Origin of the sequence: Caulobacter sp. NIBR1757, assembly GCF_027912495.1 — a bacterium.
In the GTDB taxonomy this organism is placed as follows: domain Bacteria; phylum Pseudomonadota; class Alphaproteobacteria; order Caulobacterales; family Caulobacteraceae; genus Caulobacter.
In genome coordinates this window covers 3,533,620-3,555,851 of the sequence record NZ_CP115463.1, presented here as the reverse complement: position 1 = coordinate 3,555,851, position 22,232 = coordinate 3,533,620, and the positions used below count along the sequence as shown (strand labels likewise).

Annotated in this window: 23 protein-coding genes; 18 read left to right on the top strand and 5 right to left on the bottom strand. The window is 68.5% G+C overall.

The genetic code is table 11. From position 1 onward, the window contains the following. Positions 1-35: 35 nt before the first annotated feature. A complete protein-coding gene (locus tag O5I81_RS17195; RefSeq protein WP_271066085.1) occupies positions 36-425 on the bottom strand; it encodes a pilus assembly protein N-terminal domain-containing protein in 390 nt (129 codons plus the stop codon). A 266-nt stretch (positions 426-691) separates the two neighbouring features. Here O5I81_RS17195 and O5I81_RS17190 point away from each other — a divergent pair, with 266 nt between their 5' ends. The 12 genes from O5I81_RS17190 to O5I81_RS17135 all read left to right on the top strand — a co-directional run bounded on the left by O5I81_RS17190 (position 692) and on the right by O5I81_RS17135 (position 12,556). Further along, positions 692-856, top strand: coding sequence for a Flp family type IVb pilin (locus O5I81_RS17190; RefSeq protein WP_271066084.1), 165 nt, complete (start codon positions 692-694; stop codon positions 854-856). 549 nt (positions 857-1,405) lie between these two features. Beyond that, complete coding sequence (locus O5I81_RS17185; protein ID WP_271066083.1) at positions 1,406-1,570, top strand: Flp family type IVb pilin; 165 nt, start codon at positions 1,406-1,408, stop codon at positions 1,568-1,570. Positions 1,571-1,714: 144 nt separating this feature from the next. Further along, on the top strand, positions 1,715-2,236 hold the full coding sequence (locus O5I81_RS17180; protein WP_271066082.1) for a prepilin peptidase: 522 nt from the start codon (positions 1,715-1,717) through the stop codon (positions 2,234-2,236). A gap of 154 nt (positions 2,237-2,390) precedes the next feature. Then, positions 2,391-3,284 carry a Flp pilus assembly protein CpaB gene (gene cpaB / locus O5I81_RS17175; protein ID WP_271066081.1) on the top strand — a complete coding sequence of 298 codons (894 nt, stop codon included), beginning with the start codon at positions 2,391-2,393 and terminating at the stop codon, positions 3,282-3,284. After that, positions 3,281-4,774, top strand: a complete 1,494-nt coding sequence (locus O5I81_RS17170) for a type II and III secretion system protein family protein (RefSeq protein ID WP_271066080.1) — start codon at positions 3,281-3,283, stop codon at positions 4,772-4,774. Before cpaB ends, O5I81_RS17170 begins: the two co-directional genes overlap by 4 nt. Before the next feature lie 4 nt (positions 4,775-4,778). Beyond that, on the top strand, positions 4,779-5,465 hold the full coding sequence (locus O5I81_RS17165; protein ID WP_271066079.1) for a CpaD family pilus assembly protein: 687 nt from the start codon (positions 4,779-4,781) through the stop codon (positions 5,463-5,465). 3 nt (positions 5,466-5,468) lie between these two features. Continuing rightward, the gene (locus O5I81_RS17160) at positions 5,469-6,995 is read left to right on the top strand and encodes a CpaE family protein (RefSeq protein WP_271066078.1); all 1,527 of its coding nucleotides are present in this window, start codon (positions 5,469-5,471) and stop codon (positions 6,993-6,995) included. Beyond that, on the top strand, positions 6,996-8,522 hold the full coding sequence (locus tag O5I81_RS17155; RefSeq protein WP_271066077.1) for a CpaF family protein: 1,527 nt from the start codon (positions 6,996-6,998) through the stop codon (positions 8,520-8,522). 8 nt (positions 8,523-8,530) lie between these two features. Next, complete coding sequence (locus O5I81_RS17150; protein ID WP_271069050.1) at positions 8,531-9,511, top strand: type II secretion system F family protein; 981 nt, start codon at positions 8,531-8,533, stop codon at positions 9,509-9,511. A gap of 12 nt (positions 9,512-9,523) precedes the next feature. Beyond that, on the top strand, positions 9,524-10,510 hold the full coding sequence (locus O5I81_RS17145) for a type II secretion system F family protein (protein WP_271066076.1): 987 nt from the start codon (positions 9,524-9,526) through the stop codon (positions 10,508-10,510). An 86-nt stretch (positions 10,511-10,596) separates the two neighbouring features. Further along, positions 10,597-11,391 carry a helix-turn-helix domain-containing protein gene (locus O5I81_RS17140; RefSeq protein WP_271066075.1) on the top strand — a complete coding sequence of 265 codons (795 nt, stop codon included), beginning with the start codon at positions 10,597-10,599 and terminating at the stop codon, positions 11,389-11,391. A gap of 67 nt (positions 11,392-11,458) precedes the next feature. Beyond that, complete coding sequence (locus tag O5I81_RS17135; RefSeq protein ID WP_271066074.1) at positions 11,459-12,556, top strand: serine hydrolase; 1,098 nt, start codon at positions 11,459-11,461, stop codon at positions 12,554-12,556. A gap of 27 nt (positions 12,557-12,583) precedes the next feature. Here the strand turns inward: O5I81_RS17135 and O5I81_RS17130 are convergent, their stop codons facing one another. Continuing rightward, positions 12,584-13,468, bottom strand: coding sequence for a pilus assembly protein TadD (locus O5I81_RS17130; RefSeq protein WP_271066073.1), 885 nt, complete (start codon positions 13,466-13,468; stop codon positions 12,584-12,586). 92 nt (positions 13,469-13,560) lie between these two features. On the opposite strand from O5I81_RS17130, the gene O5I81_RS17125 reads away from it, so the two are divergent. Then, complete coding sequence (locus O5I81_RS17125) at positions 13,561-14,949, top strand: leucyl aminopeptidase family protein (protein ID WP_271066072.1); 1,389 nt, start codon at positions 13,561-13,563, stop codon at positions 14,947-14,949. Then, the gene (locus O5I81_RS17120; protein WP_271066071.1) at positions 14,946-15,782 is read left to right on the top strand and encodes an NlpC/P60 family protein; all 837 of its coding nucleotides are present in this window, start codon (positions 14,946-14,948) and stop codon (positions 15,780-15,782) included. The genes O5I81_RS17125 and O5I81_RS17120 overlap by 4 nt, the downstream gene beginning before the upstream one ends. Here the strand turns inward: O5I81_RS17120 and O5I81_RS17115 are convergent. The 3 genes from O5I81_RS17115 to O5I81_RS17105 all read right to left on the bottom strand — a co-directional run bounded on the left by O5I81_RS17115 (position 15,767) and on the right by O5I81_RS17105 (position 18,199). Then, positions 15,767-16,498, bottom strand: coding sequence for a DUF6498-containing protein (locus tag O5I81_RS17115; RefSeq protein ID WP_271066070.1), 732 nt, complete (start codon positions 16,496-16,498; stop codon positions 15,767-15,769). The genes O5I81_RS17120 and O5I81_RS17115 overlap by 16 nt on opposite strands. Next, entirely contained in the window at positions 16,495-17,418 is a 924-nt protein-coding gene (locus tag O5I81_RS17110; RefSeq protein WP_271066069.1) for a DUF4350 domain-containing protein, read from the bottom strand. Before O5I81_RS17110 ends, O5I81_RS17115 begins: the two co-directional genes overlap by 4 nt. 100 nt (positions 17,419-17,518) lie before the next feature. Beyond that, the gene (locus O5I81_RS17105) at positions 17,519-18,199 is read right to left on the bottom strand and encodes a cytochrome c family protein (protein WP_271066068.1); all 681 of its coding nucleotides are present in this window, start codon (positions 18,197-18,199) and stop codon (positions 17,519-17,521) included. 132 nt (positions 18,200-18,331) lie between these two features. Between O5I81_RS17105 and O5I81_RS17100 the strand changes: the two genes are divergently transcribed. The 4 genes from O5I81_RS17100 (at position 18,332) to O5I81_RS17085 (ending at position 22,179) form a co-directional block, all read left to right on the top strand. Continuing rightward, on the top strand, positions 18,332-19,066 hold the full coding sequence (locus O5I81_RS17100; RefSeq protein WP_271066067.1) for a 3-deoxy-manno-octulosonate cytidylyltransferase: 735 nt from the start codon (positions 18,332-18,334) through the stop codon (positions 19,064-19,066). Further along, a complete protein-coding gene (locus O5I81_RS17095; RefSeq protein WP_271069049.1) occupies positions 19,067-19,915 on the top strand; it encodes a prephenate dehydratase in 849 nt (282 codons plus the stop codon). Between the two features lie 51 nt (positions 19,916-19,966). Continuing rightward, positions 19,967-20,698 carry a DUF4893 domain-containing protein gene (locus O5I81_RS17090; protein WP_271066066.1) on the top strand — a complete coding sequence of 244 codons (732 nt, stop codon included), beginning with the start codon at positions 19,967-19,969 and terminating at the stop codon, positions 20,696-20,698. A gap of 65 nt (positions 20,699-20,763) precedes the next feature. Further along, entirely contained in the window at positions 20,764-22,179 is a 1,416-nt protein-coding gene (locus O5I81_RS17085; protein ID WP_271066065.1) for a M20/M25/M40 family metallo-hydrolase, read from the top strand. Positions 22,180-22,232: the final 53 nt, after the last annotated feature.

Genomic DNA, 22,232 nt, shown 5'->3' with positions numbered 1-22,232 from the left:
GGAGCCCTCACGCGCGTGAGGAGTCTTTATAGACTCTAGGGGGTGGGCCTGCCCGGGGTGGCGTCCCGGCCGCTGTCGGTCACCTCGCAACGGGGCGAGCAGGCGTACTGCGAGGCGCTGCTCCCCTTGTAGACGGTGACCTTGCCGGCGTCGGCGGCCGAGACCACCACCACCCGGTCGAGGATGAGGCGGCCGCTGCGATCGAGGGCGATGACGTTGGTCGTCCCGTAGCCCTTGCCCAGCACCAGGATGTTGCGCTCGTCCAGGACCATGACGTCGGCGATCTCCGGATTGCCGACCGCGACGTCCTTTGCGGGGGCGGAGAGGGCGATCCGCACGGCCTGATCGGTGCGGACCGACAGAGTCTGGGCCATCGCTGGGAAGGCGAGGAGTGAGGCGGTCAGGCCGAGAAGCAGGCGACGCATGGGTTCGGGTCCGGAGACGTGAATCAGACCTTAAGGATCGCGCCAATTGGTCAAGAAAGCCTTTAAGGACAGGCGCTTGGCTAACAGCCGATTCATGCCTGTGAATCGGGCCTTAAGTATAGCGATGATAAGTCGACTTTCCGACGCTTTTTGTTTTTGAGCTTTACTTGAAATTAAGCGCGGCGCGACATTCTGCCCTTGCATCTGGGGGCAGCGGGCGATGGGCCTGACAAACCCCGCCTCGACCCGCTAACAGGAGATATGACATGACCAAGTTCGTTTCGCGCTTCGCCAAGAACGAGTCCGGCGCCACCGCCATCGAGTATGGCCTGATCGTCGCCCTCATCGCCGTTGTGATCATCACGGCCGTGACCACCCTCGGCACCAAGCTCAACACCGCCTTCGGCGACATCAACACCAAGCTTCCCTAATCCCAGGGGGCCGCAAGGCCCAGCAAGCCTAGGAAACGGAAGGGCCCCGGCGCAAGCCGGGGCCCTTTTCGCGTTCAGGGCCCTGCTTTCATCCGCGCGCCTTCGGGACGAGCGCCTGGCCGGCAAGATGCGTGGCGAAGGGGAGCGGGGGCGCGTTGAATGTCCCCTTGTCCTGGCTCCAGCCGGACTCACCGCCGGCCGGGCAATCAATGGATCACCTCTCGCCGGAGGAGTCCGTTCCATTCTGGAACAGACTCCTGGAGACCGGCTTTCCCACCCTTGGTTCGTCGAGCGCTGTTCTAAAAAAACTTCGGACTGTCAAAGGTTATCGCGGGATTCAGAAATCAACCAACACGTTGAAATGTCGACATATTTTCACCATGGTTAATCGAAGCAAATAGTAAACACGAATAAACCAAAAGAAAAAATAGAACTCTACTTCGATGTTTACTGGCAATTAAGCGCCGTCCCCCAAAGTGGCCTTGTTTTCGGGGGAGCAGGCCACAGCGGCTTGAAAAACCCGCCAGGCTTGCAACAGGAGATAAAGCCATGACCAAGTTCGTTTCGCGCTTCGCCCAAGACCAATCCGGCGCCACCGCCATCGAGTATGGCCTGATCGTCGCCCTGATCGCCGTCGTGATCATCACGGCCGTGACGACCCTGGGCACCAAGCTCAACACCGCCTTCGGCAGCATCAACACCAAGCTGCCGTAAGCGAAAAGCAAGCCCACAAAGCTTCGCTTGAAAACGGGGGGCCCGCGGAGACATCCGCGGGCCCTTCCGCTTTTGCGGGTTCAGGCGTCTCAAAGCGCCTCGCCTCAACCTTCCATTCACCCTCCCACGGCATTGTCGCGATCAATGTTCCAGACCCTGCAACTGCTGCTGCTGAGCGTCTTCCCGGCCATGGTCATCGTGGGCGGCCTGAAGGACATCACCAGCTTCACCATCCCAAACTGGATCTCCCTGGTCCTGATCGGCGGCTTCGGTCTGGCCGCCGCCATGCTGGGCATGCCTTGGCAGCAGGTTCTGGTCGGTCTCGGCATCGGCATCGGCGCGCTGTTCCTGTCGATGGGCATGTTCGCCCTCGGCTGGATCGGCGGCGGGGACGCCAAGCTGTTCGCGGCCGCCGCCCTGTGGCTGGGCTGGCCCGCCTCCCTCACCTTCATTCTGGTCACCGGCCTGGCCGGCGGGGCGCTGGCCGTCTCGCTGCTGGGCCTGCGGTCGGTGTGGCTGCGCCCCATGGCGGTGCGCGGTCCCGACTGGGTCGGCCGTCTGGCCAAGCCCGGGGGCGATGCGCCCTACGGCGTGGCCATCGCCATCGGCGCCCTGGCGGCGTTTCCGGAAAGCCCCCTGGCTTTGGCGTTCGCGGCCCTTTCCTGAAAAGGGTTTAGGTCCGCGTTAACCATGGCCGGTCGATGGTGCATCCGCCGCCAGAAGGGCGCGACGCGAATCGCCCGTGCGCCGGGCCCAAGGTCCGACGCGCACACCAGTTTTCCCCGGTTCTGTCTTCCACCGGGACAGCAGTTCGAGCCGCATGAGCCCCGTCCGCCTGTTCATCCTCGTGATCGCCGCCCTGGCCGCCATTGTGCTGGCCTTCGTGGTGCGCGGCGCCTTCGCGCCCAAGAAGGCCGCCCCGCCGCCCGCCGTGATCGCCGCCGGTCCCGAGGTCAGGCCGACGGTGCAGGTGCTGGTCGCCAAGCGTGACCTGCCCATCGGCACGCGCCTGGCGGCGGGCGACCTGGGCTGGCAGCAATGGCCGGCGGACGGCATGAACCCCAGCTTCATCACTGACGGCTCGGGTCCGAAGGTCGAGAAGGCCGGCGCCGTCGGCGCCGCCGAGGGCGCGGCCCGCACGGCCGGCAACCTGTTCAACAACGGCGACATGGGCGGCATGGTCGGCGTCATCGTCAAGGAGCCGTTCGTCGTCGGCGAGCCGATCGTCGCCCGCAAGGTGGTGCGCGGCGGCGAGGGCAGCTTCATGGCCGTGGTGCTGACTCCCGGCATGCGGGCCATCGCCGCCCCGGTCACCGTCGACAGCGCCGTCGCCGGCTTCATCCTTCCCGGCGACCGGGTCGACGTCATCTACAGCCGCGACGCACAGAGCGAGGACCAGAAGGGCTATGTCACCCGCACGGTGATGCGCAACGTCCGGGTCCTGGCCATCGACCAGAAGCCCCAGCCGGACAAGGACGCCCAGACCATGGTCGGGGCGGTCGCCAGCCTCGAAATCCCGGCCGCGGACGTCGAGGCCATGGCCGGCGCGGTGGCCCAGGCCAGGCAGAGCGGCGCCCTCATCCTGGTCCTGCGCGGGGTTACCGACACCGCCGGCGGGCCGAGCCGCGGCGGCGGCGCCAGCGGCAGTGAACAATCCCACACCGTGCGCGTGCACCGCGCCGGGGTGGTTACGGAAGTGAAGGTGTCTCCATGAGCCGGCTGAGGATGATTCCAGCCCTCCTCGCCGCCTGGTGCCTTGCGCTCGGCGGCCCGATGGCGTCCGCGCAAGGCCCCTCATCGGGCTATCTGGCCGGCGGTCCGGCGCCCGCGCCGACCTATGACGCGCCCGGATCGCTGCGTATCGACCTGGCGGCCGGCGGAGCCCAGACCCTCAGCCTGCCGCGCGGCAAGTCGGCCATCGTCGAGCTGCCGGTCGATGCCCGCGACGTGCTGGTCACCAACCCGGCCGTGGCCGACGCCATGCTGCGCACCCCGCGCCGCATCTACATCCTGGGGGTCGCCTCGGGCCAGACCGACGCCGTCTTCTTCGACGCCCAGGGGCGCCGCATTCTGTCGCTGAATGTCAGGGTCGATCAGGACATCAGCGCCCTCGCCGACACCATCAACCGCGTGCTGCCCGGCAGCAAGGTGATCATCGAGCCGATCGGCGATTCCATCATCCTATCCGGCTTGGTCCTGACGCCGTCGGACGCCAACAAGGCCGGCGAGATCGCCAAGCGCTTCGTGGCCAAGCCCGAGCAGGTGGTGAACATGGTCCAGGTCGCCGGCAGCGATCAGGTCCAGCTGATGGTCCGCGTCGTCGAGGTGAACCGCAACGTCGTCAAACAGCTGGGCTTCGACCTCGGCGCGGTGATCGGACAGCTGGGCGAAGACCAGCTGAGCATCGCCAGCACCGCGACCTTCGGCATCAACGGCGCCCTGTTGGGCGGCATGGCCGGCGGCTACGTCAAGGACACCACCCTGGGCGGCACGACCCCCGGCTCCAGCGACGTCAATTCGGCCAACGCCACCATCAAGGCCTTCGAGCGGGTCGGCCTGGTGCGCACCCTGGCCCAGCCGGTTCTCACATCGGTCAACGGCGAGCCGGCCAACTTCCTGGCTGGCGGCGAATTCCCCGTGCCGGTCGGCCAGGACTCCGACGGCCGGGTGACCATCGAATTCAAGAAGTACGGCGTCGGCCTGGGCTTTACCCCAGTGGTGATGTCGGGCGGCCGCATCAACATGAAGGTCTCGGTCGAGGTGTCCGAACTCTCCAACGAGGGCGCCTTCAGCATGAGCACCGGTAGCGACGCCTCCCTGGTGATCCCGGGCCTGAAGGTCCGCCGGGCCGAGAATGTCGTCGAGTTGCCGTCCGGCGGCACGATGATGATCGCCGGCCTGCTGCAGGAACGCACCGCGCAGAATCTCGACAGCCTGCCCGGGTTCATGAACAGCCCCGTCCTCGGCGCCCTGTTCCGCAGCCGGGACTTCACCTCGGGCCAGACGGAACTGGTCATCATGGTGACCCCCTACATCGTCGACTCGCGCGGTTCGAAGGCCTTCCAGACGCCGGCCGACGGTCTGCAACTGGCGTCCGACCCCGAGACCATCCTGCTCGGCAGGCTGAACAAGGCCGTCGGCGCGCCGCCGAACGCCAACGCCGGCCGCCGTTACCAGGGCCCCATCGGATATGTGATCGAGTAACGCCATGCACCCGCGCATCCTTCTCCTCTCCGCTCTTTCGGCAGCCGCGCTTCTGGCCGGCTGCGCCACCGCGTCCGGCCCGCAGGCGACCCTGACCAGCGGTACGGCGCTCGACGCCTGGGCGCGGGAAATCAAGGTCACGCCCGAGCCCCAGGACATCCGCCTGGCGCCGCATGAAACGGGCCTCTCGGTCAATCAAGCCGATGCGCTGGAAGGCTTCGTCACCGCCTGGATGCAGGCCGAAGCCCGCGAGGTCATCATCCGGGCCAGCGACACCGGCCCCGCGGCCCGCGGCTCCAACCGCGTCGCCTGGGACGCCCGCGACCGGCTGGTCAGCCTTGGCGTGCCGGCCGGCTCTATCCGGATGACCGCCTTCGACGGGGGCGACGACCCGAAGCCGCCGGTGGTGATCAGCTTCAACCGCTACGTCGCCGAGGTTCCGCAATGCGGCTCCTGGCGCAACCTGAGCCACAGCAACGACAACCGGTCTTATGACAACTTCGGCTGCGCGGTGACCGCCAACATGGCGGCCCAGGTCGCCAACCCGCAGGATCTGCTCAGCCCGCGCGACACCCAGCCGGCCGAGGGCGGCAACCGCGACGTCATGTACGGCAAGTACCGCAAAGGCGAGGCGACCGGTTCCCAGCGGGACGAAAAGGCCAGCGGCCAGGTGTCCCAGGTGGTGAACTGAGTCATGAACGCCCGTCCCGCTGACGATCCTTTCGACCTGGGCTTCGACGCCGACGACGACTTCGCCACGCCGTCGATGGCGCCGGCCGCCGACCCCTGGGCCGACCTCGGCTCGCCGGTCGGCTCCATCGCGCCGCAGGCCGCCGATCCGTTCGCGGCCGATCCCTTCGCGCCCGATCCGTTCGCGGCCGCCGGTTCGCATGGCGGCGAGCGCGACCCGTTCGCCGATTTCCCCCCCGCCCGTCCGAACGACGAGCCCGAGTATCCAAGAATGGCAGCGTCCCCCGCCTACAACCCCGTCCATGACATGATCGCCGGCGCCGAGGCCTCGCTCGGCGAGGCGCCGGTGCCGCGCATCACCATCAATGTCTTCTGCGCCCGCACAGACACGGCCGAACTGGTCGAGCGGGCCAGCGCCGATCGTCGCCTGTCGCGGGCCTCGACCGTCGTGCGGGCCGGCGGCCTGGCCGCCGCCGTCGAGCACTACCAGAACCAGCCGACCCCCAGCCTGGTCATCGTCGAGAGCCTCGACCCGGCCCCGCAGATGATCGCCCTGCTCGACCGCCTGGCCGAGGTCTGCGATCCCGGCACCAAGGTCATGGTCATCGGCTCGGCCAATGACATCGCCCTCTATCGCGAGCTGATGCGGCGCGGGGTCAGTGAGTACCTGGTGCCGCCGCTGCAGCCGCTGCAGATCATCCGCGCCATCGGCGGCCTCTATGCCGATCCGTCCCAGCCCTTCCTCGGCCGTCAGATCGCCTTCGTCGGCGCGCGCGGCGGGTCCGGCGCCTCGACGATCGCCCACAACATCGCCTGGACCATCTCCGAGCGGATGCAGGCCGGCACCGTGCTGGTCGACTACGATCTGGCCTTCGGCACCGCCGGTCTCAACTTCAACCACGACCCGCTGCAGGGGGTGATGGACGCGTTGGGCCAGCCTGACCGTCTCGATCCCGTCCTCATGGACCGGATGATGGCCCGCTGCACCGACCGGCTCAGCCTGTTCGCCGCGCCGGCCACGCTGGACAGCGACTACGACATCTCCAGCGACGCCTATGAGGAGGTGACGCAGAAGATCCGCGCCGCCGCCCCCTTCGTCGTCCTCGACCTGCCGCACGGCTGGAACAGCTGGACGCGCAAGATGCTGATCGCCTCCGACGATCTGGTCATCGTCGCGACGCCGGACCTCGCCTCGCTGCGCAACGCCAAGAACATGGTCGACCTGGTCCGCCAGGCCCGCCCCAACGACAACCCGCCCCGGCTGGTTCTCAACCAGGTCGGCCTGCCCGGCCGCCCGGAGATCCCGGCCAAGGACTTCGGCGACGCCCTCGGCGTGGCCCCGTCGATGATCATCGGCTTCGACGCCAAGACCTTCGGCCAGGCCGCCAACAACGGCCAGATGATTATCGAGAGCGCGCCCAGGTCGAAGGCCGCCGCCGATATCGAGTCCCTGGCCCAGCTGATCAGTCGGCGAGAACCGCCGGCCCCCAAGAAGACCTCGTCGCTCTCGGGCCTGTTCAGGAAGAAATAGGTGTTCGGCAAGCGTGCATCCGACGGCGCCCCGGCGCCCGCCAGACCGGCCCCGCCGCCCGCCGCCACCGGCGCGCCCGCCGCCACGCGACCGCAAGGCGCCGCCCCCAACCAGAGCACCCGCCCGGGCGGCCCGCCCGTCAGTCCTCCCGTTCCTGGCGTAAAGCCGCAGTCCGCCGCCGCCCTGCGCAGCAACGACGTGATGAACAAGCTGAAGGAGGCGCAGGCTCCGGCGACCGAGATCGTCCGTGAGCAGAGCGACTACTATCACGCCACCAAGACGACGATCTTCAACGCCCTGCTGAACACCATCGACCTGAGCCAGCTGGCCCAGCTCGACACCACCGCGGCGGCGGCCGAGATCAAGGACATCGTCGCCGAACTGGTGGCGATCAAGAACGTCTCGATGTCGATCGCCGAGACCGAGATGCTGGTCCAGGACATCATCAACGATGTCCTCGGCTACGGTCCGCTCGAGCCGCTGCTGGCCCGCGACGACATCGCCGACATCATGGTCAACGGCGCTGGCCGGGTGTTCATCGAAGTCGGCGGCAAGGTGCAGCTGACCAACGTCCGCTTCCGCGACAACGCCCAGCTGATGAACATCTGCCAGCGGATCGTCAGCCAGGTCGGCCGCCGGGTCGACGAAAGCTCGCCCATCTGTGACGCCCGCCTGCCCGACGGCTCCCGGGTCAACGTCATCGCCCCGCCTCTGGCGCTGGACGGCCCGACGCTGACCATCCGGAAGTTCAAGAAAGACAAGCTGACCATGAAGGACCTGGTGGACTGGAAGTCCGTCAGTCCTGAAGGGGCCCGCGTGCTCGGCGTCATCGGCGCCTGCCGCTGCAACGTCCTCATCTCCGGCGGTACGGGTTCGGGCAAGACCACCCTGCTCAACACCATGACCGCCTTCATCGACCCGACCGAGCGGGTCATCACCTGCGAGGACGCGGCCGAACTACAGCTGCAGCAGCCGCACGTGGTGCGTCTGGAAACCCGGCCGCCCAACCTCGAGGGCAGCGGCCAGATCACCATGCGGGACCTGGTCAAGAACTGCCTGCGGATGCGTCCCGAGCGGATCATCGTCGGCGAAGTCCGCGGCCCGGAAGCCTTCGACCTGCTGCAGGCGATGAACACCGGCCACGACGGCTCGATGGGCACCCTGCACAGCAACAGCCCGCGCGAAGCCATCAGTCGTCTGGAATCGATGATCACCATGGGCGGTTACGGCCTGCCGTCGAAGACCATCCGCGAGATGATCGTCGGGTCGGTCGACGTCATCATCCAGGCCGCCCGCCTGCGCGACGGTTCACGCCGCATCACCCATGTCACCGAGGTCGTCGGCCTGGAAGGCGACGTCATCGTCACCCAGGACCTGCTGGTCTACGAGATGACCGGCGAGGACGAGGCCGGCAAGATCATCGGCAAGCACCGCTCGACCGGCATCGCCCGGCCGCGCTTCTGGGATCGCGCCCGCTACTACGGCCTGGAGCGTGAACTGGCCGAGGCCCTGGACGCATCGGAATAACGACGATGCTGATCACCCTCCTCATCGCCTTGCTGGCCTTCGTGACCATCGCCGGCCTGGGTTTCGCGTTCGCCGGCGGCGGTTCCAACAAGGTTACCAAGCGGGCCCAGGCCCTGGTTTCCGGCGGCCCGCGCACCAACGCCGACCGCAAGGCCGTCGCTCGCGCCGCCGCCAACACGCCGGAAGCTCGCCGCAAGCAGATTCTCAAGACCCTGAAGGATCAGGAAAAGCAGCAGAAGAAGGCCACTTTCAATCTGCAATCCAAGATGCTGCAGGCGGGCTTGAAGGGCAACGTCAAGGTCTTCTGGATCGTCAGCGGCGTCGTCGGCGTCATCGCCTTCACGGCCGTCCTGCTGTTCCAGCGCAATCCGCTGATCGCCCTGCCGGCCGGCTTCGCGGCGGCGTTTGGCCTGCCGCGCTGGGTGATCAACTTCCTGTCCAAGCGCCGCATCAAGAAATTCACCGAGCATTTCTCCGACGCCATCGACATCATCGTCCGCGGCATCAAGTCCGGCCTGCCGGTCCATGACTGCCTCAAGATCATCGGCCGCGAGAGTCCCGAGCCCCTGGCCGGCGAATTCCGCACCCTCGTCGACAACGTCGGCGTCGGCATCGCCATCAGCGACGCGCTGGAGAAGATGTTCCAGCGCATGCCGACCAGCGAGCTGCGCTTCTTCGCCATCGTCCTGGCCATCCAGCAGAAGACAGGCGGCAACCTGGCCGAGGCGCTCAACAACCTCTCCCAGGTGCTCCGGGCCCGCAAGCTGATGCGCGAGAAGATCAAGGCCCTGTCGTCGGAAGCCATCGCCTCCAGCTTCATCATCGGCGCCCTGCCGCCCGGTGTCGTCGTGCTGATCAGCGTCACCCAGCCCAGCTACATGACACCGATGTTCACCGATCCCCGCGGCCACCTGATGCTGATGGGCGCGGCGTTCTGGATGAGTTGCGGCATCTTCGTGATGCGCAAGATGATCAACTTCAAGTTCTGACGGGGAGCACAGATGAGCCTCGTCAACATCCTGACCGATCCGGACAACATCCTCACCGCCTTCGTGGCGGCGATCACCTTCGCGACCATCGTCACCCTCGTTTCGCCGATGCTGAAGGGCGACAAGCTGGAGGGGCGGCTGAAGTCCGTCGCCAACCGGCGCGAGGAACTGCGAAAGCGAAACCGCGCGGCTCTGGCTAACAAGGGCGCGCAGACCACCTCCAGCCTGCGCCACACCGACGAGGGGCTCTACAAGAACGTCGTCGAGCGGCTGCAGCTGAGCCGCCTGCTGGAGGATCCCAAGGTCGTCGAGAAGCTGGCTCAAGCCGGCTTCCGGGGCCCGCGCCCGATCTCGACTTTCTACTTCTTCCGCTTCGTGATGCCGTTTGTTTTCGCCATCCTGGTGGCCTTCTACCTGTTCGTGGTCAACGACTTCGGCCTGCAGCCAATGCAGAAGTTCGCCGCCTGTTTCGCCGCCCTGCTGATCGGCTACTACGCCCCCAACATCTACATCTCCAACATCGCCTCCAAGCGCCGCGAGAGCATCGTCGCCGCCTTCCCCGACAGCCTCGACCTGCTGCTGATCTGCGTCGAGAGCGGCATGTCGATCGAGGCGGCGATCATGAAGGTCAGCCAGGAGGTCGGCTCGACCTCCATCGAACTGGCCGAGGAACTCAGCCTGCTGACCGCCGAGCTCAGCTATCTGCCCGAGCGCCGCCAGGCCTATGAGGGCCTGGCCAAGCGGACCAACCATCCCGGCGTCAAGTCGGTGGTCACCGCCATGATCCAGGCCGAGCGCTACGGCACTCCGCTCGGCGCCGCCCTGCGCGTCATGGCCAAGGAGAACCGCGAACTGCGTCTCTCCGCCGCCGAAAAGAAGGCCGCCGCCCTGCCGGCCAAGCTGACCGTGCCGATGATCCTGTTCTTCCTGCCGGTGCTGTTCGTGGTGATCCTTGGTCCCGCGATCATCCGGGTGCAGGACATCATGGCCAAGCAGTAGGCATCAGTCCTCGCCGCGAGCGGCGCAACCGCGCTAGGGTCGCCCGACGGCGGTCACCTGGGACCGGCGCGCCTGGAGAGACGCCCTTGTCCGAGGATCGGTTGGCCTATGGCGTCTTCCTCGGTTCCCTGTCTCGGTCCGTCGAGGCCGGCGGCTTCCAGGTCGATCTGCGCACCGCCACCCTACCTCCCGAGGCGGTGGAGGAGCATAGCCACGACGAAGGCCACTTCATCTTCACCCTGGCCGACGGTTATCGCAGCCTGGCGGACCGGGGCGCCCTGCGCCGGGGGGCGTTGATCTACAATCCGCCGGGCGTCGAGCATCGTGACTGTTTCGACGAGGCGGGAGGTGGGTTCCTGGCCATCAGCACGCCAGCCCTGCCGCCGTCGATCACGGACGCGCCCAGCCTGCTGCGCTCGGTGGAGGCCGGCCGGCTGGCCCGGCGACTGGTCGGGACCTGCATCCGGGCGGCGTCCGGCGCCGCCCTGGCGGCTGAATCCCTGGCTCTCGACCTCGCCGCCTGCGTCACGGTCGAGGAAGACCGTTCCGCCGCCGTACCGGGCTGGCTGCTGCGCGCCGACGAGGCGATCGCCGATCTTTGCTGCAGGCCCGGGCTGGAGGTCCGGGCCATCGCCGCCGAGGCGGGCGTGCACCCCGTCCACCTGGCCCGCCGCTATCGCCGCCATTTCGACCAGTCGCCGGGCGCGGCCATCCGCCAGCGCCGCGCCGATGCCGCCGCCGCCCTGCTGGCGGCCGGCGCCGTCCCCGCGGACGCCGCCCAGGCGGCTGGCTATGCCGACCAGAGCCACCTGACCCGCGCGTTTCTGTCCGCCTTTGCCGTTACTCCGGCCCGCTACCGTGAGGCCTTCGGCCGGGCATGATGTTTCATCTGTTCAAGACGTCCGGTCCCGGTCGTGGCATTCGGACGCCCTGTTCCACGGAGGCTCCATGGCCCGTATCCTGATCATCGCCCTGACCCTTTCAGCCTTCCTTGGCGGCCAGGCCGTCGCCGCGCCCGCTGACTGGCCCACGGCGACGCCGGAGGCGGCGGCGGTCTCCGCCGAAGGCCTTGCGGCGATGGACAAGGCGGTGGAGGCCGGGACCTTCCAGAAGATCACCAGCGTGCTGATCGCCCGCGACGGCAAGCTGGTCCACGAACGCTACTACGACAAGGGCGGTCCGGAACTACGCCGCAACACCCGCTCGGTGACCAAGACGGTCACCGCCATGCTGGTCGGCGCCGCCATCGCCCGGGGGGATCTCAAGGACGCCCAGACGCCGGTCATGCCGCTGTTGGCGTCATATGGTCCCTTCGACAACCCTGATCCGCGCAAGGCGGCGATCACCGTCGAAGATCTGCTGACCATGAGCTCGATCCTCGAGTGTGACGACGACAACAGCTTCTCGCGCGGCAACGAGGAGCGGATGTATCTGATCGAGAACTGGGTGAAGTTCGCCCTGGACCTGCCGGTGCGCGGTTTCCCCGCCTGGCTTCCGCGCCCGGAGGCCTCGCCCTACGGCCGCGCCTTCAGCTACTGCACGGCCGGCGTCTCGACCCTGGGCGCCGTGGTGCAGTCGGCCACCGGCCAACCCCTGCCCACCTTCGCCCATACGGCATTGTTTGCCCCGCTCGGTATCGACGGTGAGCAATGGCAGTTCTCGCCCCTTGGCCTGGCCCAGGGCGGCGGCGGCCTCGGCCTTCGCAGCCGCGACCTCCTCAAACTCGGCCAGCTGCTGCTCGACGGCGGCAAATGGCAGGGCCGTCAGGTGCTGCCCGCCGCCTGGGTCAAGGCCATGACCACGCCCCACGCCAGCGTCGGCGACGGGCGAGGCGACTACGGCTATCTGACCTGGCTGCCGACCTACGAGGTGGCCGGCAAGCCGCACGCCGCCTTCGCCATGGCCGGCACAGGCGGCAACAAGGTGGTGGTGGTTCCGGACCTGAGGGCGGTGGTGGTGGTCACCACCGAGAACTACGGCGTCCGCAACCCGCACGGTCTGGCCGACACGCTCATCGCCCAGCACGCCCTGGCGGCCATGCGCTGACCTTGCGCCCCGTCGCCGACCTTGCGGTTAGCGCCCGCCGCCGCCGGTGATCGACTGGTAGCTGCGACCGCTGGCCGGGGCCGGCGACCCTTGCGCCAGGGCCGCCTTCAGCCAGGCCAGGTTGCTGGCCACCATCTCGGGCGGCAGGTCCTGGCGAGCCAGACGCTCGGCCTCCGGCAGGCGGCCCTGCAGGCCGACCACCAGGGCCAGGTTCTGGCGGATCCTTGCGGTGGCGCGCGGGCTGGCGACGGCGCGGCGGAGCAGGCCCTCCGCGCCGGCCAGATCGCCGCGGGCGGCCTGGAACATGGCGTAGTTGGACAGGGCGCCGGGCTCGTCGGGGGCCAGGGCGACGGCCTGACGGTGGGCGGCCAGGGCCTCGTCATCGCGCTGGGCCTGCTCGTAGGCCACCGCGAGGAGGCCGACCGGGCGCCAGTCGCGCGGGGCCAGGGCCGCGGCCTTGCGGGCCGGGTCGATGGCGTAGAAGCCCTGGTTCATGCCGATCCAGGCGCGTGAGATTTCCAGCAGGGCGTTGAGGTTGCCCGGATCGACGATCAGGGCGGCCTGGATGGTGTCGGCGGCGTCCTGGAAGCGGCCCATGGTCCGCAGCGATTGCGACAGGGCGATGCTGGCCTCGACGTCGCGCGGATCCAGTTCGACCTCGCGGCCCCAGAAGGCGGCGGCGGCCAGCGGCTCGTAGCGGCGGGCTTCGGCGCGCTGAGCGGGTGTCGCCTTGGTCGGGGCTGGCGTCCTGGCGGCGGCCGGCTGCACGGGGGCTTGAGCGGCGGGGGCCGGGGCGGCGGCGGGCGCCGCAGCTTCCTTCTTGCCGCCGAACGGCCAGGCCGCCGCGGGGCTGGCCATCATGAGGACGGCGGGGATCAGAACGGTTGCGGCGAGGACGCGCTTGGGACACATGGGAAGCAGACCCTTGGCCAGAGTTTCGGACCCGCAGTCTCGCCGCCCCGGCTCAAGGAATCGTTAAGCATGTTCCTTAAGGTCTCCGTCCCATGACCGACCCCGTGATCGCCGCTTCCGATGGCCGCGCCATCCCCGTCCTCGCCGTGACGACCGAGGCCTGGCCGGCGCTGCTCAGCGACCGCCCGGCCGCCCTGGCGCGGCTCGCCGAGATCGGTGGCTTCAAGGCCAGGTCCGGCCAACTGCTGCTGGTCCACGACGCGGAGGGCGAGATCGCGGAGGTGCTGTTCGGCCTGGGCGCCGGCGGCGACGCCACGGTGTTCCGGGGCCTTTCCGCCCGCCTGCCGGCCGGTGACTACGCGCTGTCGCCGGCTCCCGAGGGGCTGGGCGCCACCGATGTCGCCCTGGCGTTCGCGATGGGTGGCTACCGCTTCGACCGCTACCGCGCCGCCCGCGAGCCCGGCCCCCGCCTGGTCGCCGGGGGCGCCGATCTGGCCGCGGTCAGGTCCATCGCCCACGCCTGCGCCCTGGCCCGCGACATGGTCAACACCCCGGCCGGCGACATGGGCCCGCTGCAGCTCGAGACCATCGCCCGCGAGATCGCCGAACAGCACGGCGCCGGCATCACCGTCTCGACCGGCGACGAACTGCTGACCGACGGCTACCCCAGCGTCCACGCTGTCGGCCGCGCCGCCGGCCCCGGCCGCGATCCGCGCATCATCGAGATCAGCTGGAGCGGCGCCGGACCCGACGCGCCCCTGGTCGCCATTGTCGGCAAGGGTGTCACCTTCGATACCGGCGGGCTGGACATCAAACCCAGCGCCGGCATGCGCAACATGAAGAAGGACATGGGCGGCGCCGCCCACGCCCTGGCCCTGGGCCGCATGGTCATGGACGCGAAGCTGCCGATCCGGCTGGCCATCATCGTCCCCGCCGTCGAGAACGCCATCAGCGGCGACGCCATGCGTCCGGGCGATGTGCTCAACACCCGGAAGGGCCTGACCGTCGAGGTCGGCAATACCGACGCCGAGGGCCGGCTGATCCTGTCGGACGCCCTGACCCGGGCCCAGGAGCTGTCGCCGGTCCTGACCATCGACCTGGCCACCCTGACCGGCGCCGCCCGCATCGCGCTCGGTCCCCAGGTCATCCCCTTCTTCACCGACGACGATGCCCTGGCTGATGACCTCGCCGCCGCCGCCCTGGCGGTCCGCGACCCACTCTGGCGCATGCCGCTGTGGGCCGGCTACGAGGAAGCCCTCGATGGCGACGTCGCCGACCTAAAGAACGACCCTGACGGCTGGGCCCAGGCCGGCTCGGTGACCGCCGCGCTCTTCCTCAAGCGCTTCGCCCCGACGACCGGCAGCTGGGTGCATTTCGACATCTTCGCCTGGAACCCCAAGGGCCGCCCCGGCTGGCCCACCGGCGCCGAGGCGCAGGCCATCCGCGCCCTGTTCAAGGTGCTTCAGGACCGCTTCGGATGAGCGTCGACCGCCGCCTGACGCTGATCCATGAGGGTTTGGCCGCCCGCATTCTCGAGGGCGTGGTTCCGGCCGAAACCTACATCGATCCGACCGCCATGCAGGTCAGCGCCCCGGCCGCATCCTTGCGCCGCCATCCGGCCGATGACGCGGAACAGGAAAGCCGCCTGCTGTTCGGCGAGCGCTTCGACGTCCTGCTCGAAAAGGACGGCTACAGCTTCGGTCAGGCCGCCCGCGACGGCTACGTCGGCTGGGTCCCGTCGGAAGCCCTAAGCGGCCCGCCGCGCGCGCCGACCCACCGGGTCAGGGCTCTGCGCACCTATGCCTTCGGCCAGGCCAACATCAAGACGACCCCCGTCGGCCTCTATTCTATGAACACCCTGGTCACTGTCGAGGAGACGGACGGCCGCTTTGCGCGCGTGGCCCGGTCCGGCTGGTTCATGGCCGACCACCTGGCGCCCATCGGATCGGGCTTCGAGACCGACCCGGCCGCTGTGGCGCAACGCTTTGTCGGCGCCCCCTACCTCTGGGGCGGCCGCGAGAGCCTTGGCCTCGACTGCTCGGGCCTGGTCCAGCAGGCGCTCAACGCCTGCGGCATGGCCTGCCCGCGCGATACCGACATGCAGGCGAAGCTGGGCCGTTCCGTCGATCCCGCCGCCCTGGCGCGCGGCGACCTTGTCTTCTGGAAGGGCCACGTCGGCATGATGCTCGACGCGGACCACATGGTGCACGCCAACGGCCACCACATGGCCACCGTCATCGAGCCCCTCGCCGAGGCCATTGTCCGCATCGACGCGGTCGGCAGCGGACAGCCGACCGCCTATCGCCGGCTCTGAAGCTTCTGGCGCAGCTCTTCGAAGGCCGCGTTCGATTTGGCCAGGGTGGCCTCATCCGGCTGGAACCGGCCCAGCCTGCCCAACTCGAACAGCGTCTTCATGATCGCCAGCCCGACCAGGGCCCAGACGGGCCCGCCGAGGATGAGCACCGGGATCATCCCGACCATGATCGCCAAGTGCAGCACGATGATCCGGCCGTAGGGCTCGAACATCAGGGTCATGGGGTTGGTGTCGCGGTAGCGGCCCCTGGCCAGCCAGTCGGCGACGAAGCTCAGCAACTGCAGCCCGGCGATTACCACCAGGCTCCAGAAGAAGCCTTGTTCACGCCGGGCCAGAGTCTCGACGACGTGGAACAGGCCGACAGGCGAGGGATCGAAGGCCGGCATTCGATGCTCGCCGACAGCCCCGATGACCAGCACGAAGATGCCGTGCACGAAGCAGAACAGTCCGTAGTGGACCACGAAGAAGGGGAGCAGGAAGGCGTTGACGATCCAGCCGGGCGGCCCCAGGGCCGCGCCGCTGACCGCGATCTTCAGGGCATTGACCGCCCCGATGATGACGTTCTCGCACCAGTACAACAGCAGCAGCACCCCGGCCGGCCAGCCGAACAGGATGACGCAGACGATCGGCACGGCATTGCTCAGCACGATGCGCAGGGTCGATAGCCGCTTGAGGCCGGCGATGAAGGCGCGGATGCGGTCGGCAGTATTGGTCATGCGGCGGGAAGGGCGCCGGCCAGCCAGCGGACCAGCCGCAGGAAGAAGGGCTTGTTGTTCGGCGCGTCGGGAGCGTTGAAGCCCATCCGCCTCCTGTCCGGCCCGGCCACCTGGGCGCTGAACATGGCGCCCTCGCCGAAGACGGCGATGCGGCCCCTGCCCACCGTCATCACCGCGCCCTGCAGCTGGCCCTCGACATCGACGATGGTGGTGTCGTGATCGAACTCCCAGGCGACCCGCGTCTCCCGGGAGACATACCCCTTCGGCAGCACCAGGATCGGCCGGGCGCCGGCCGGTGCCGTGAAGGCCGAGCCGGTGAAGGTGCGAAGGCTGTCGATGCCCTCGGTGACGACATCGGCCTTCAGGGTCCCGTCGGCCTTGCTGAAGATGTCGGGCCTCTTGGGCGCGTCCCGTTGGACGAAGCCGTTGGAGAAAGAAAAGCCGAAGGCCTGGGCCAGATCCTGGGCCGCGCCGGCGAAGGGCATATGGTCGGCGATCAGCAGCAGGCCGCCACCGCCCTCGACCCAGGTCTTTACCGCCGCGATTTCCTCCGGCTTCAAGGCCGACGGCGTCGGCAGGGTCCAGCGGCCCTTGTCGTTGGAGGCGTCCAGGGCGTTGGCGATGACCAGCACCTGGACATCCCTGAGGCTCTCCGCCGTCAGCGGCGTCGTCGAGCCGGAAACCTGGAAGCCGTCGTTGCGCACCACCGCCGCGAAGGGGGCGAAACGGCCATCGACGGTATGGAAGTTGTGGTGGCCACCGTCGATGACCAGGCGTGGACCGGTCCCGGCGGCGAAGGCGGGCGCGGCCACCCTCAGATCGGCGTCGGCATCGGCCAGTTGCTGGGCGGCGGCGGGCAGGGCCCAACCGGCCGGCAGAGCGATGGCGGCCGCCAGGGCGGCGAACAGGAACAGGCGCATGCGATTTCCCCGATGGGAGGAAACACTACCGCTGCTTCGCCGCAAAGAAAAACGGGCCCCGCCGAAGCAGGACCCGTCTGACCGGTCTGGCTGTCGAGCCCTATTGGGCCGGCTTGGCCGGTTCGGCGGTGGCCGGAGCCTGGGTCGCGCCACCCGGAGCGGTCTTGGGGTCGGGGGTCGTGCCCGTCGCGGTCGGCGCGCCTTCGGCAGCGGGCGCCTCGGCAGGGGCGGCGGCCGGCTTCGGCGCCGGGATGGCCAGGGTCGAGCCCAGGCTGTGCAAGTAGGACAGCATGGCGATGCGGTCTTCCTGCTTCTTCAGGCCGACGAAGGTCATCTTGGTGCCGGCGACGTGCTTCTGCGGGGCTTTGAGGAACTGGTCCAGCTCGTCCCAGGTCCAGGTCTTGCCGGCCCCGAAGGTCTTCATGGCGTCGGAATAGGCGAAGCCCGGATGGGTGCCGGGGACCTTGCCCATGGTGCCGTAGAGGTTGGGGCCGGTGCCGTTGGCGCCGCCGGCCGTGAAGGTGTGGCAGCTGCTGCACTTGGCCGAGACGGCGGCGCCGAGCGCCGGGTCGGTGGCCGGGATGACCGTGCCCCAGTCGGGAGCGACCTCGGCGGCCGCACCGCCTTCGGCCGACTCGGCCACGGCGACGGCGTAGCCGTACTTGTCTTTCTCCAGCTCGTGCTTGTCGAACACCATGCCGCTGACTTCCCGCAGACCGAAGACTGCAAGGCCGGCAATCAGCACGCCGGCGGCGATTTTATTGAACGTCAGGTCGCTCATGTTCGCATCGAACTCGTAGGTTTGTGTCCCCCGGAACCCTTGCAGAATCCCGGCTCTTGTTGCGCGAGCGTCTCTGACACGCTACCGCCGCCTTCGCAAGCGCGCCCGCCGCCGGAACACCATTCTGAGCCGATGAAACCCATTGTTCTGATCCCCGCCCGCATGGCCGCCACCCGGTTGCCCGACAAGCCGCTCGCCGACATCGGCGGCGTGGCCATGATCGTGCGGGTTCTGCGCCAGGCGGAGAAGGCCGATATCGGCCCCGTGGCTGTCGCCGCCGGCGACCAGGCGATCGTCGACGCGGTGCGCGCCGCCGGCGGCCAGGCGGTGCTGACCGACCCGGCCCTGCCCAGCGGTTCCGACCGCATCCAGGCCGCCCTGCACGCCCTCGACCCCGACGGCAAGCATGACGCGGTCATCAACCTGCAGGGCGACATGCCCTTCGTCGAGCCCAGCGTGCTCAGCGCCTGCGCGAACCTCATGGCCGCCCAGCCGACCTGCGATGTCGCCACCGTCGTCGCCGCCGAAGCCTCGGAAGCCGACCGGTCCAACCCCGATGTGGTGAAGGCCATCCTCGCCCTCGAAGCCGACGGCAGGTCCGGCCGCGCCCTCTACTTCACTCGCTCCACCCTCTACGGCGACGGCCCCGTCTGGCGCCACATCGGCATCTACGGCTACCGCCGCGCCGCGCTGGAGCGATTTAACAGCGCGCCGCCTTCGGCCCTGGAGCGGCGCGAGAAGCTGGAACAACTGCGCGGCCTCGAAATGGGGCTGAGCTATTGGGCGTCCATCGCAGAGGCCGCGCCCATCTCCGTCGATAACCCGGCCGACCTCGAAGCCGCCCGGGCTCACGCAAAGACTGTCTGAATCACCATGCTCAAGAAGATCGCCTTCCAGGGCGCCCCCGGCGCCAACAGCCATGAGGCCTGCCGCGACTATTTCCCCGGCTATGAAGCCGCCCCGTACCCCACATTCGAAGAAGCCTTCGAAGCGGTCAGCAGCGGCGTCTGCGCCCTGGGCATGATCCCGGTCGAGAACTCCATCGCCGGCCGCGTCGCCGACGTGCACCACCTGCTGCCCTCCAGCGGCCTGAAGATCATCGGCGAGCGCTTCAAGCCGATCCGCTTCCAGCTGATGGCCAACAAGGGCGTCAAGCTGGACGAGGTGAAAACCGTCTCCAGCATGGCCATCGCCCTGCACCAGTGCCGCAAGTCGCTCAAGAAGCTGGGCGTCGAGACCGAGGCCGTCGGCGACACCGCCGGCGCCGCCCGGGCGCTGGCCCTGCATCCCGATCCGACCAGGGCCGCCATCGCTCCGGCCCTGGCCGCTGAGATCTACGGCCTCGATATTCTCGCCAGGGACATCGAGGACGAGCGCCACAACACCACCCGCTTCCTGGTGATGACCGCCGACAAGAGCCCGCCGGCCCCGTCCTTCACCGAGCGCTGCATCACCGCATTCTGCTTCCGGGTGAAGAACCTGCCGGCCGCCCTCTACAAGGCGATGGGCGGTTTCGCGACCAACGGCGTCAACATGACCAAGCTGGAAAGCTACATGGAGGGCGGCGCCTTCACCGCCACCTTCTTCTACGCCGAGGTCGATGGCCGTCCCGAGGACCGGGGCCTGGCCCTGGCCCTGGAGGAGCTGGCCTTCTTCACCGATCGCATCGAGATTCTCGGCGTCTTCCCGGCCGATCCGTTCCGCGACAGGGTCTGACAAGCGAGCGCCTTTGACGAAACCGGCGGGGCGCCTCACCGTTAGCCCATGATGCGCCCCCTTCTCCCCTCGCTGGCCGTGCTGGCCCTCGCCCTGACCGCCTGTGAGCGCAAGGCCGAGGAAACCTCCGGGCCGGCCCCGGTTCCCGAGGCCCAGGCCAGCCCGTCCGACGCCGCCATCGCCTCGGCCGGCGCCGCCGTCGACGCCGTCACCACCCCCGCCGCCGGCGAGCAGGGCGGTACGGACCAGTGGCGCAAGGTGGCGAATGCCGAAGACCAGGACCGTATCGCCCGCCTAGACACCGCCTGGACCTCGGCCCTGAAGGAAGCCGACGTCGAGTACGGCGCGATGATCGACGCCAAGGGCATGCTGCTGGTGCCCCGGGCCGCCTTGCCCGGCAACCTGCAGCCGGGCCCCGGGACCTACCGCTGCCGGACGATCAAGGTCGGCTCGATGGACGGCAAGGGCCTGGCTTACGTCGAATACCCCTGGTTCAAATGCAGCGTCGAGCTGACCCCGGGCGGCGACCTGATCCTGACCAAGACCACCGGCAGCCAGCGCACCCGCGGCCTGCTCTATCCCGACGCCGCCGACCCCAATCGCCTGATCTTCATCGGCGCCCAGGCCTGGGGCATGGACGAGAAGGGCTTCCCGACCTACGGCCAGATGCCCGAACGCGACCAGGTCGGCGTCTTCGAACGCATCGGCGCGGATCGCTGGCGCCTGGTCGTGCCGTTCCCGAAGCAGGAATCGAAGCTCGACGTCCTGGAGCTGAAGAAATAGCCGACGCCGGTTGCCCGGTCCCGAATGCGCCCATAGGCTCCCCCATCCGTTCCCGGGGAGCCTCCATGTCCATCCGTACCCTTGCCGCCGTTCTGGCCCTGACCCTCGCCGCCGGCGCGGCCCAGGCGCAGGAGACGCTCTCCCCCGACCTCGTCCGCTTCAAGGGCCTCTACAAGGAGCTTGTGGAGACCAACACCACCCTGTCGGTCGGCAGCTGCACCCTGGCCGCCGAGCGTATGGCGGCGCGCCTGAAAGCCGCCGGCTATCCCGACGCCGATGTCCAGCTCCTGGTCCCCGAAGGCCGGCCCAAGGACGGCAACCTCATCGCCACCCTGCACGGCAAGGACGCCAAGGCCAAACCCATCCTGCTGCTGGCCCACATCGACGTGGTCGAGGCCAACCGGGCCGACTGGGAGCGCGATCCCTTCACCCTCATCGAGGAAGGCGAGTATTTCTACGCCCGGGGCGCCAGCGACGACAAAGCCATGGCCTCGATCTTCACCGACAGCATGATCCGCTACAAGGAAGCCGGCTACAAACCCCGCCGCGACATCAAGCTGGCCCTGACCTGCGGCGAGGAGACCGCCGACACCTTCAACGGCGTCGAATGGCTGCTGAAGACCCACCCGAATGCCCTGGCCGCCGGCATGGTGCTCAACGAGGGCGCCGCCGCCCGCCTCGACGCTGATGGCAAGCCCCTCTATCTCGCCATCCAGGCCGGCGAGAAGGTCTACCAGGACTACACGCTGGAGATCACCAACCCCGGCGGCCACTCCAGCCGGCCCTTCAAGGACAATGCCATCGTTCGCCTGTCCAAGGTGCTGGCCAACATCGGCGACCATGACTTCCCGATCGCCATCAACGACAGCGTCCGCCAGAACTTCGAAGGCTCGGCCAAGCTGGAGTCCGACCCCGCCATCGCCGCCGCCCTGCTGGCCATCCTCAAGGACCCCAACGACAAGGCCGCCGAGGCCATCATCGTCAAGGATCGCGGCCGCAACAGCATGATGCGCACCACCTGCGTGCCGACCATGGCCGCCGCCGGCCATGCGCCCAACGCCCTTCCCCAGAGAGCGACGGCCAACGTCAACTGCCGCATCCTGCCGGGCGTCGATCCGCTGGAGGTGCTGAAAGACCTGGAACGCGTCGGCGGCGATGCGGGCGTCAAGTTCAAGCTGGCCGCCGCCCCCAGCCCCAAGGCCGTCGCCCCGCCGCTCGACGAGACGGTGCTCGGCCCGGCCCGCAAGGTCGCCGCCAAAATCTGGCCCGGCGTGCCGATCATTCCGGCCATGAGCACCGGCGCCACCGACAGCCGCTTCACCTCCGCCGCCGGCACCCCCAGCTACGGCCTCTCCGGCCTGTTCTTCGACCCCGACGGCGGCGGCACCCACGGGCTGAACGAACGCGTCCGGGTGAAGAGCCTGTATGACAGCCGGACGTTCTTGTTCGAAGTCGTGAAGCTGTACGCGGATCAGAAGTAGCTAAATCCTCCTTCGGCAGGCCGAAGGCCTGACGGGGGAGGGGGACCGCCGGC

Excerpts from the sequence above, each read along its gene's own strand:
- O5I81_RS17195 (WP_271066085.1), bottom strand. The coding sequence starts at position 425 with ATGCGTCGCCTGCTTCTCGGCCTGACCGCCTCACTCCTCGCCTTCCCA.
- O5I81_RS17190 (WP_271066084.1), top strand. The coding sequence starts at position 692 with ATGACCAAGTTCGTTTCGCGCTTCGCCAAGAACGAGTCCGGCGCCACC.
- O5I81_RS17185 (WP_271066083.1), top strand. The coding sequence starts at position 1,406 with ATGACCAAGTTCGTTTCGCGCTTCGCCCAAGACCAATCCGGCGCCACC.
- O5I81_RS17180 (WP_271066082.1), top strand. The coding sequence starts at position 1,715 with ATGTTCCAGACCCTGCAACTGCTGCTGCTGAGCGTCTTCCCGGCCATG.
- cpaB (WP_271066081.1), top strand. The coding sequence starts at position 2,391 with ATGAGCCCCGTCCGCCTGTTCATCCTCGTGATCGCCGCCCTGGCCGCC.
- O5I81_RS17170 (WP_271066080.1), top strand. The coding sequence starts at position 3,281 with ATGAGCCGGCTGAGGATGATTCCAGCCCTCCTCGCCGCCTGGTGCCTT.
- O5I81_RS17165 (WP_271066079.1), top strand. The coding sequence starts at position 4,779 with ATGCACCCGCGCATCCTTCTCCTCTCCGCTCTTTCGGCAGCCGCGCTT.
- O5I81_RS17160 (WP_271066078.1), top strand. The coding sequence starts at position 5,469 with ATGAACGCCCGTCCCGCTGACGATCCTTTCGACCTGGGCTTCGACGCC.
- O5I81_RS17145 (WP_271066076.1), top strand. The coding sequence starts at position 9,524 with ATGAGCCTCGTCAACATCCTGACCGATCCGGACAACATCCTCACCGCC.
- O5I81_RS17135 (WP_271066074.1), top strand. The coding sequence starts at position 11,459 with ATGGCCCGTATCCTGATCATCGCCCTGACCCTTTCAGCCTTCCTTGGC.
- O5I81_RS17130 (WP_271066073.1), bottom strand. The coding sequence starts at position 13,468 with ATGTGTCCCAAGCGCGTCCTCGCCGCAACCGTTCTGATCCCCGCCGTC.
- O5I81_RS17125 (WP_271066072.1), top strand. The coding sequence starts at position 13,561 with ATGACCGACCCCGTGATCGCCGCTTCCGATGGCCGCGCCATCCCCGTC.
- O5I81_RS17120 (WP_271066071.1), top strand. The coding sequence starts at position 14,946 with ATGAGCGTCGACCGCCGCCTGACGCTGATCCATGAGGGTTTGGCCGCC.
- O5I81_RS17115 (WP_271066070.1), bottom strand. The coding sequence starts at position 16,498 with ATGACCAATACTGCCGACCGCATCCGCGCCTTCATCGCCGGCCTCAAG.
- O5I81_RS17110 (WP_271066069.1), bottom strand. The coding sequence starts at position 17,418 with ATGCGCCTGTTCCTGTTCGCCGCCCTGGCGGCCGCCATCGCTCTGCCG.
- O5I81_RS17105 (WP_271066068.1), bottom strand. The coding sequence starts at position 18,199 with ATGAGCGACCTGACGTTCAATAAAATCGCCGCCGGCGTGCTGATTGCC.
- O5I81_RS17100 (WP_271066067.1), top strand. The coding sequence starts at position 18,332 with ATGAAACCCATTGTTCTGATCCCCGCCCGCATGGCCGCCACCCGGTTG.
- O5I81_RS17090 (WP_271066066.1), top strand. The coding sequence starts at position 19,967 with ATGCGCCCCCTTCTCCCCTCGCTGGCCGTGCTGGCCCTCGCCCTGACC.
- O5I81_RS17085 (WP_271066065.1), top strand. The coding sequence starts at position 20,764 with ATGTCCATCCGTACCCTTGCCGCCGTTCTGGCCCTGACCCTCGCCGCC.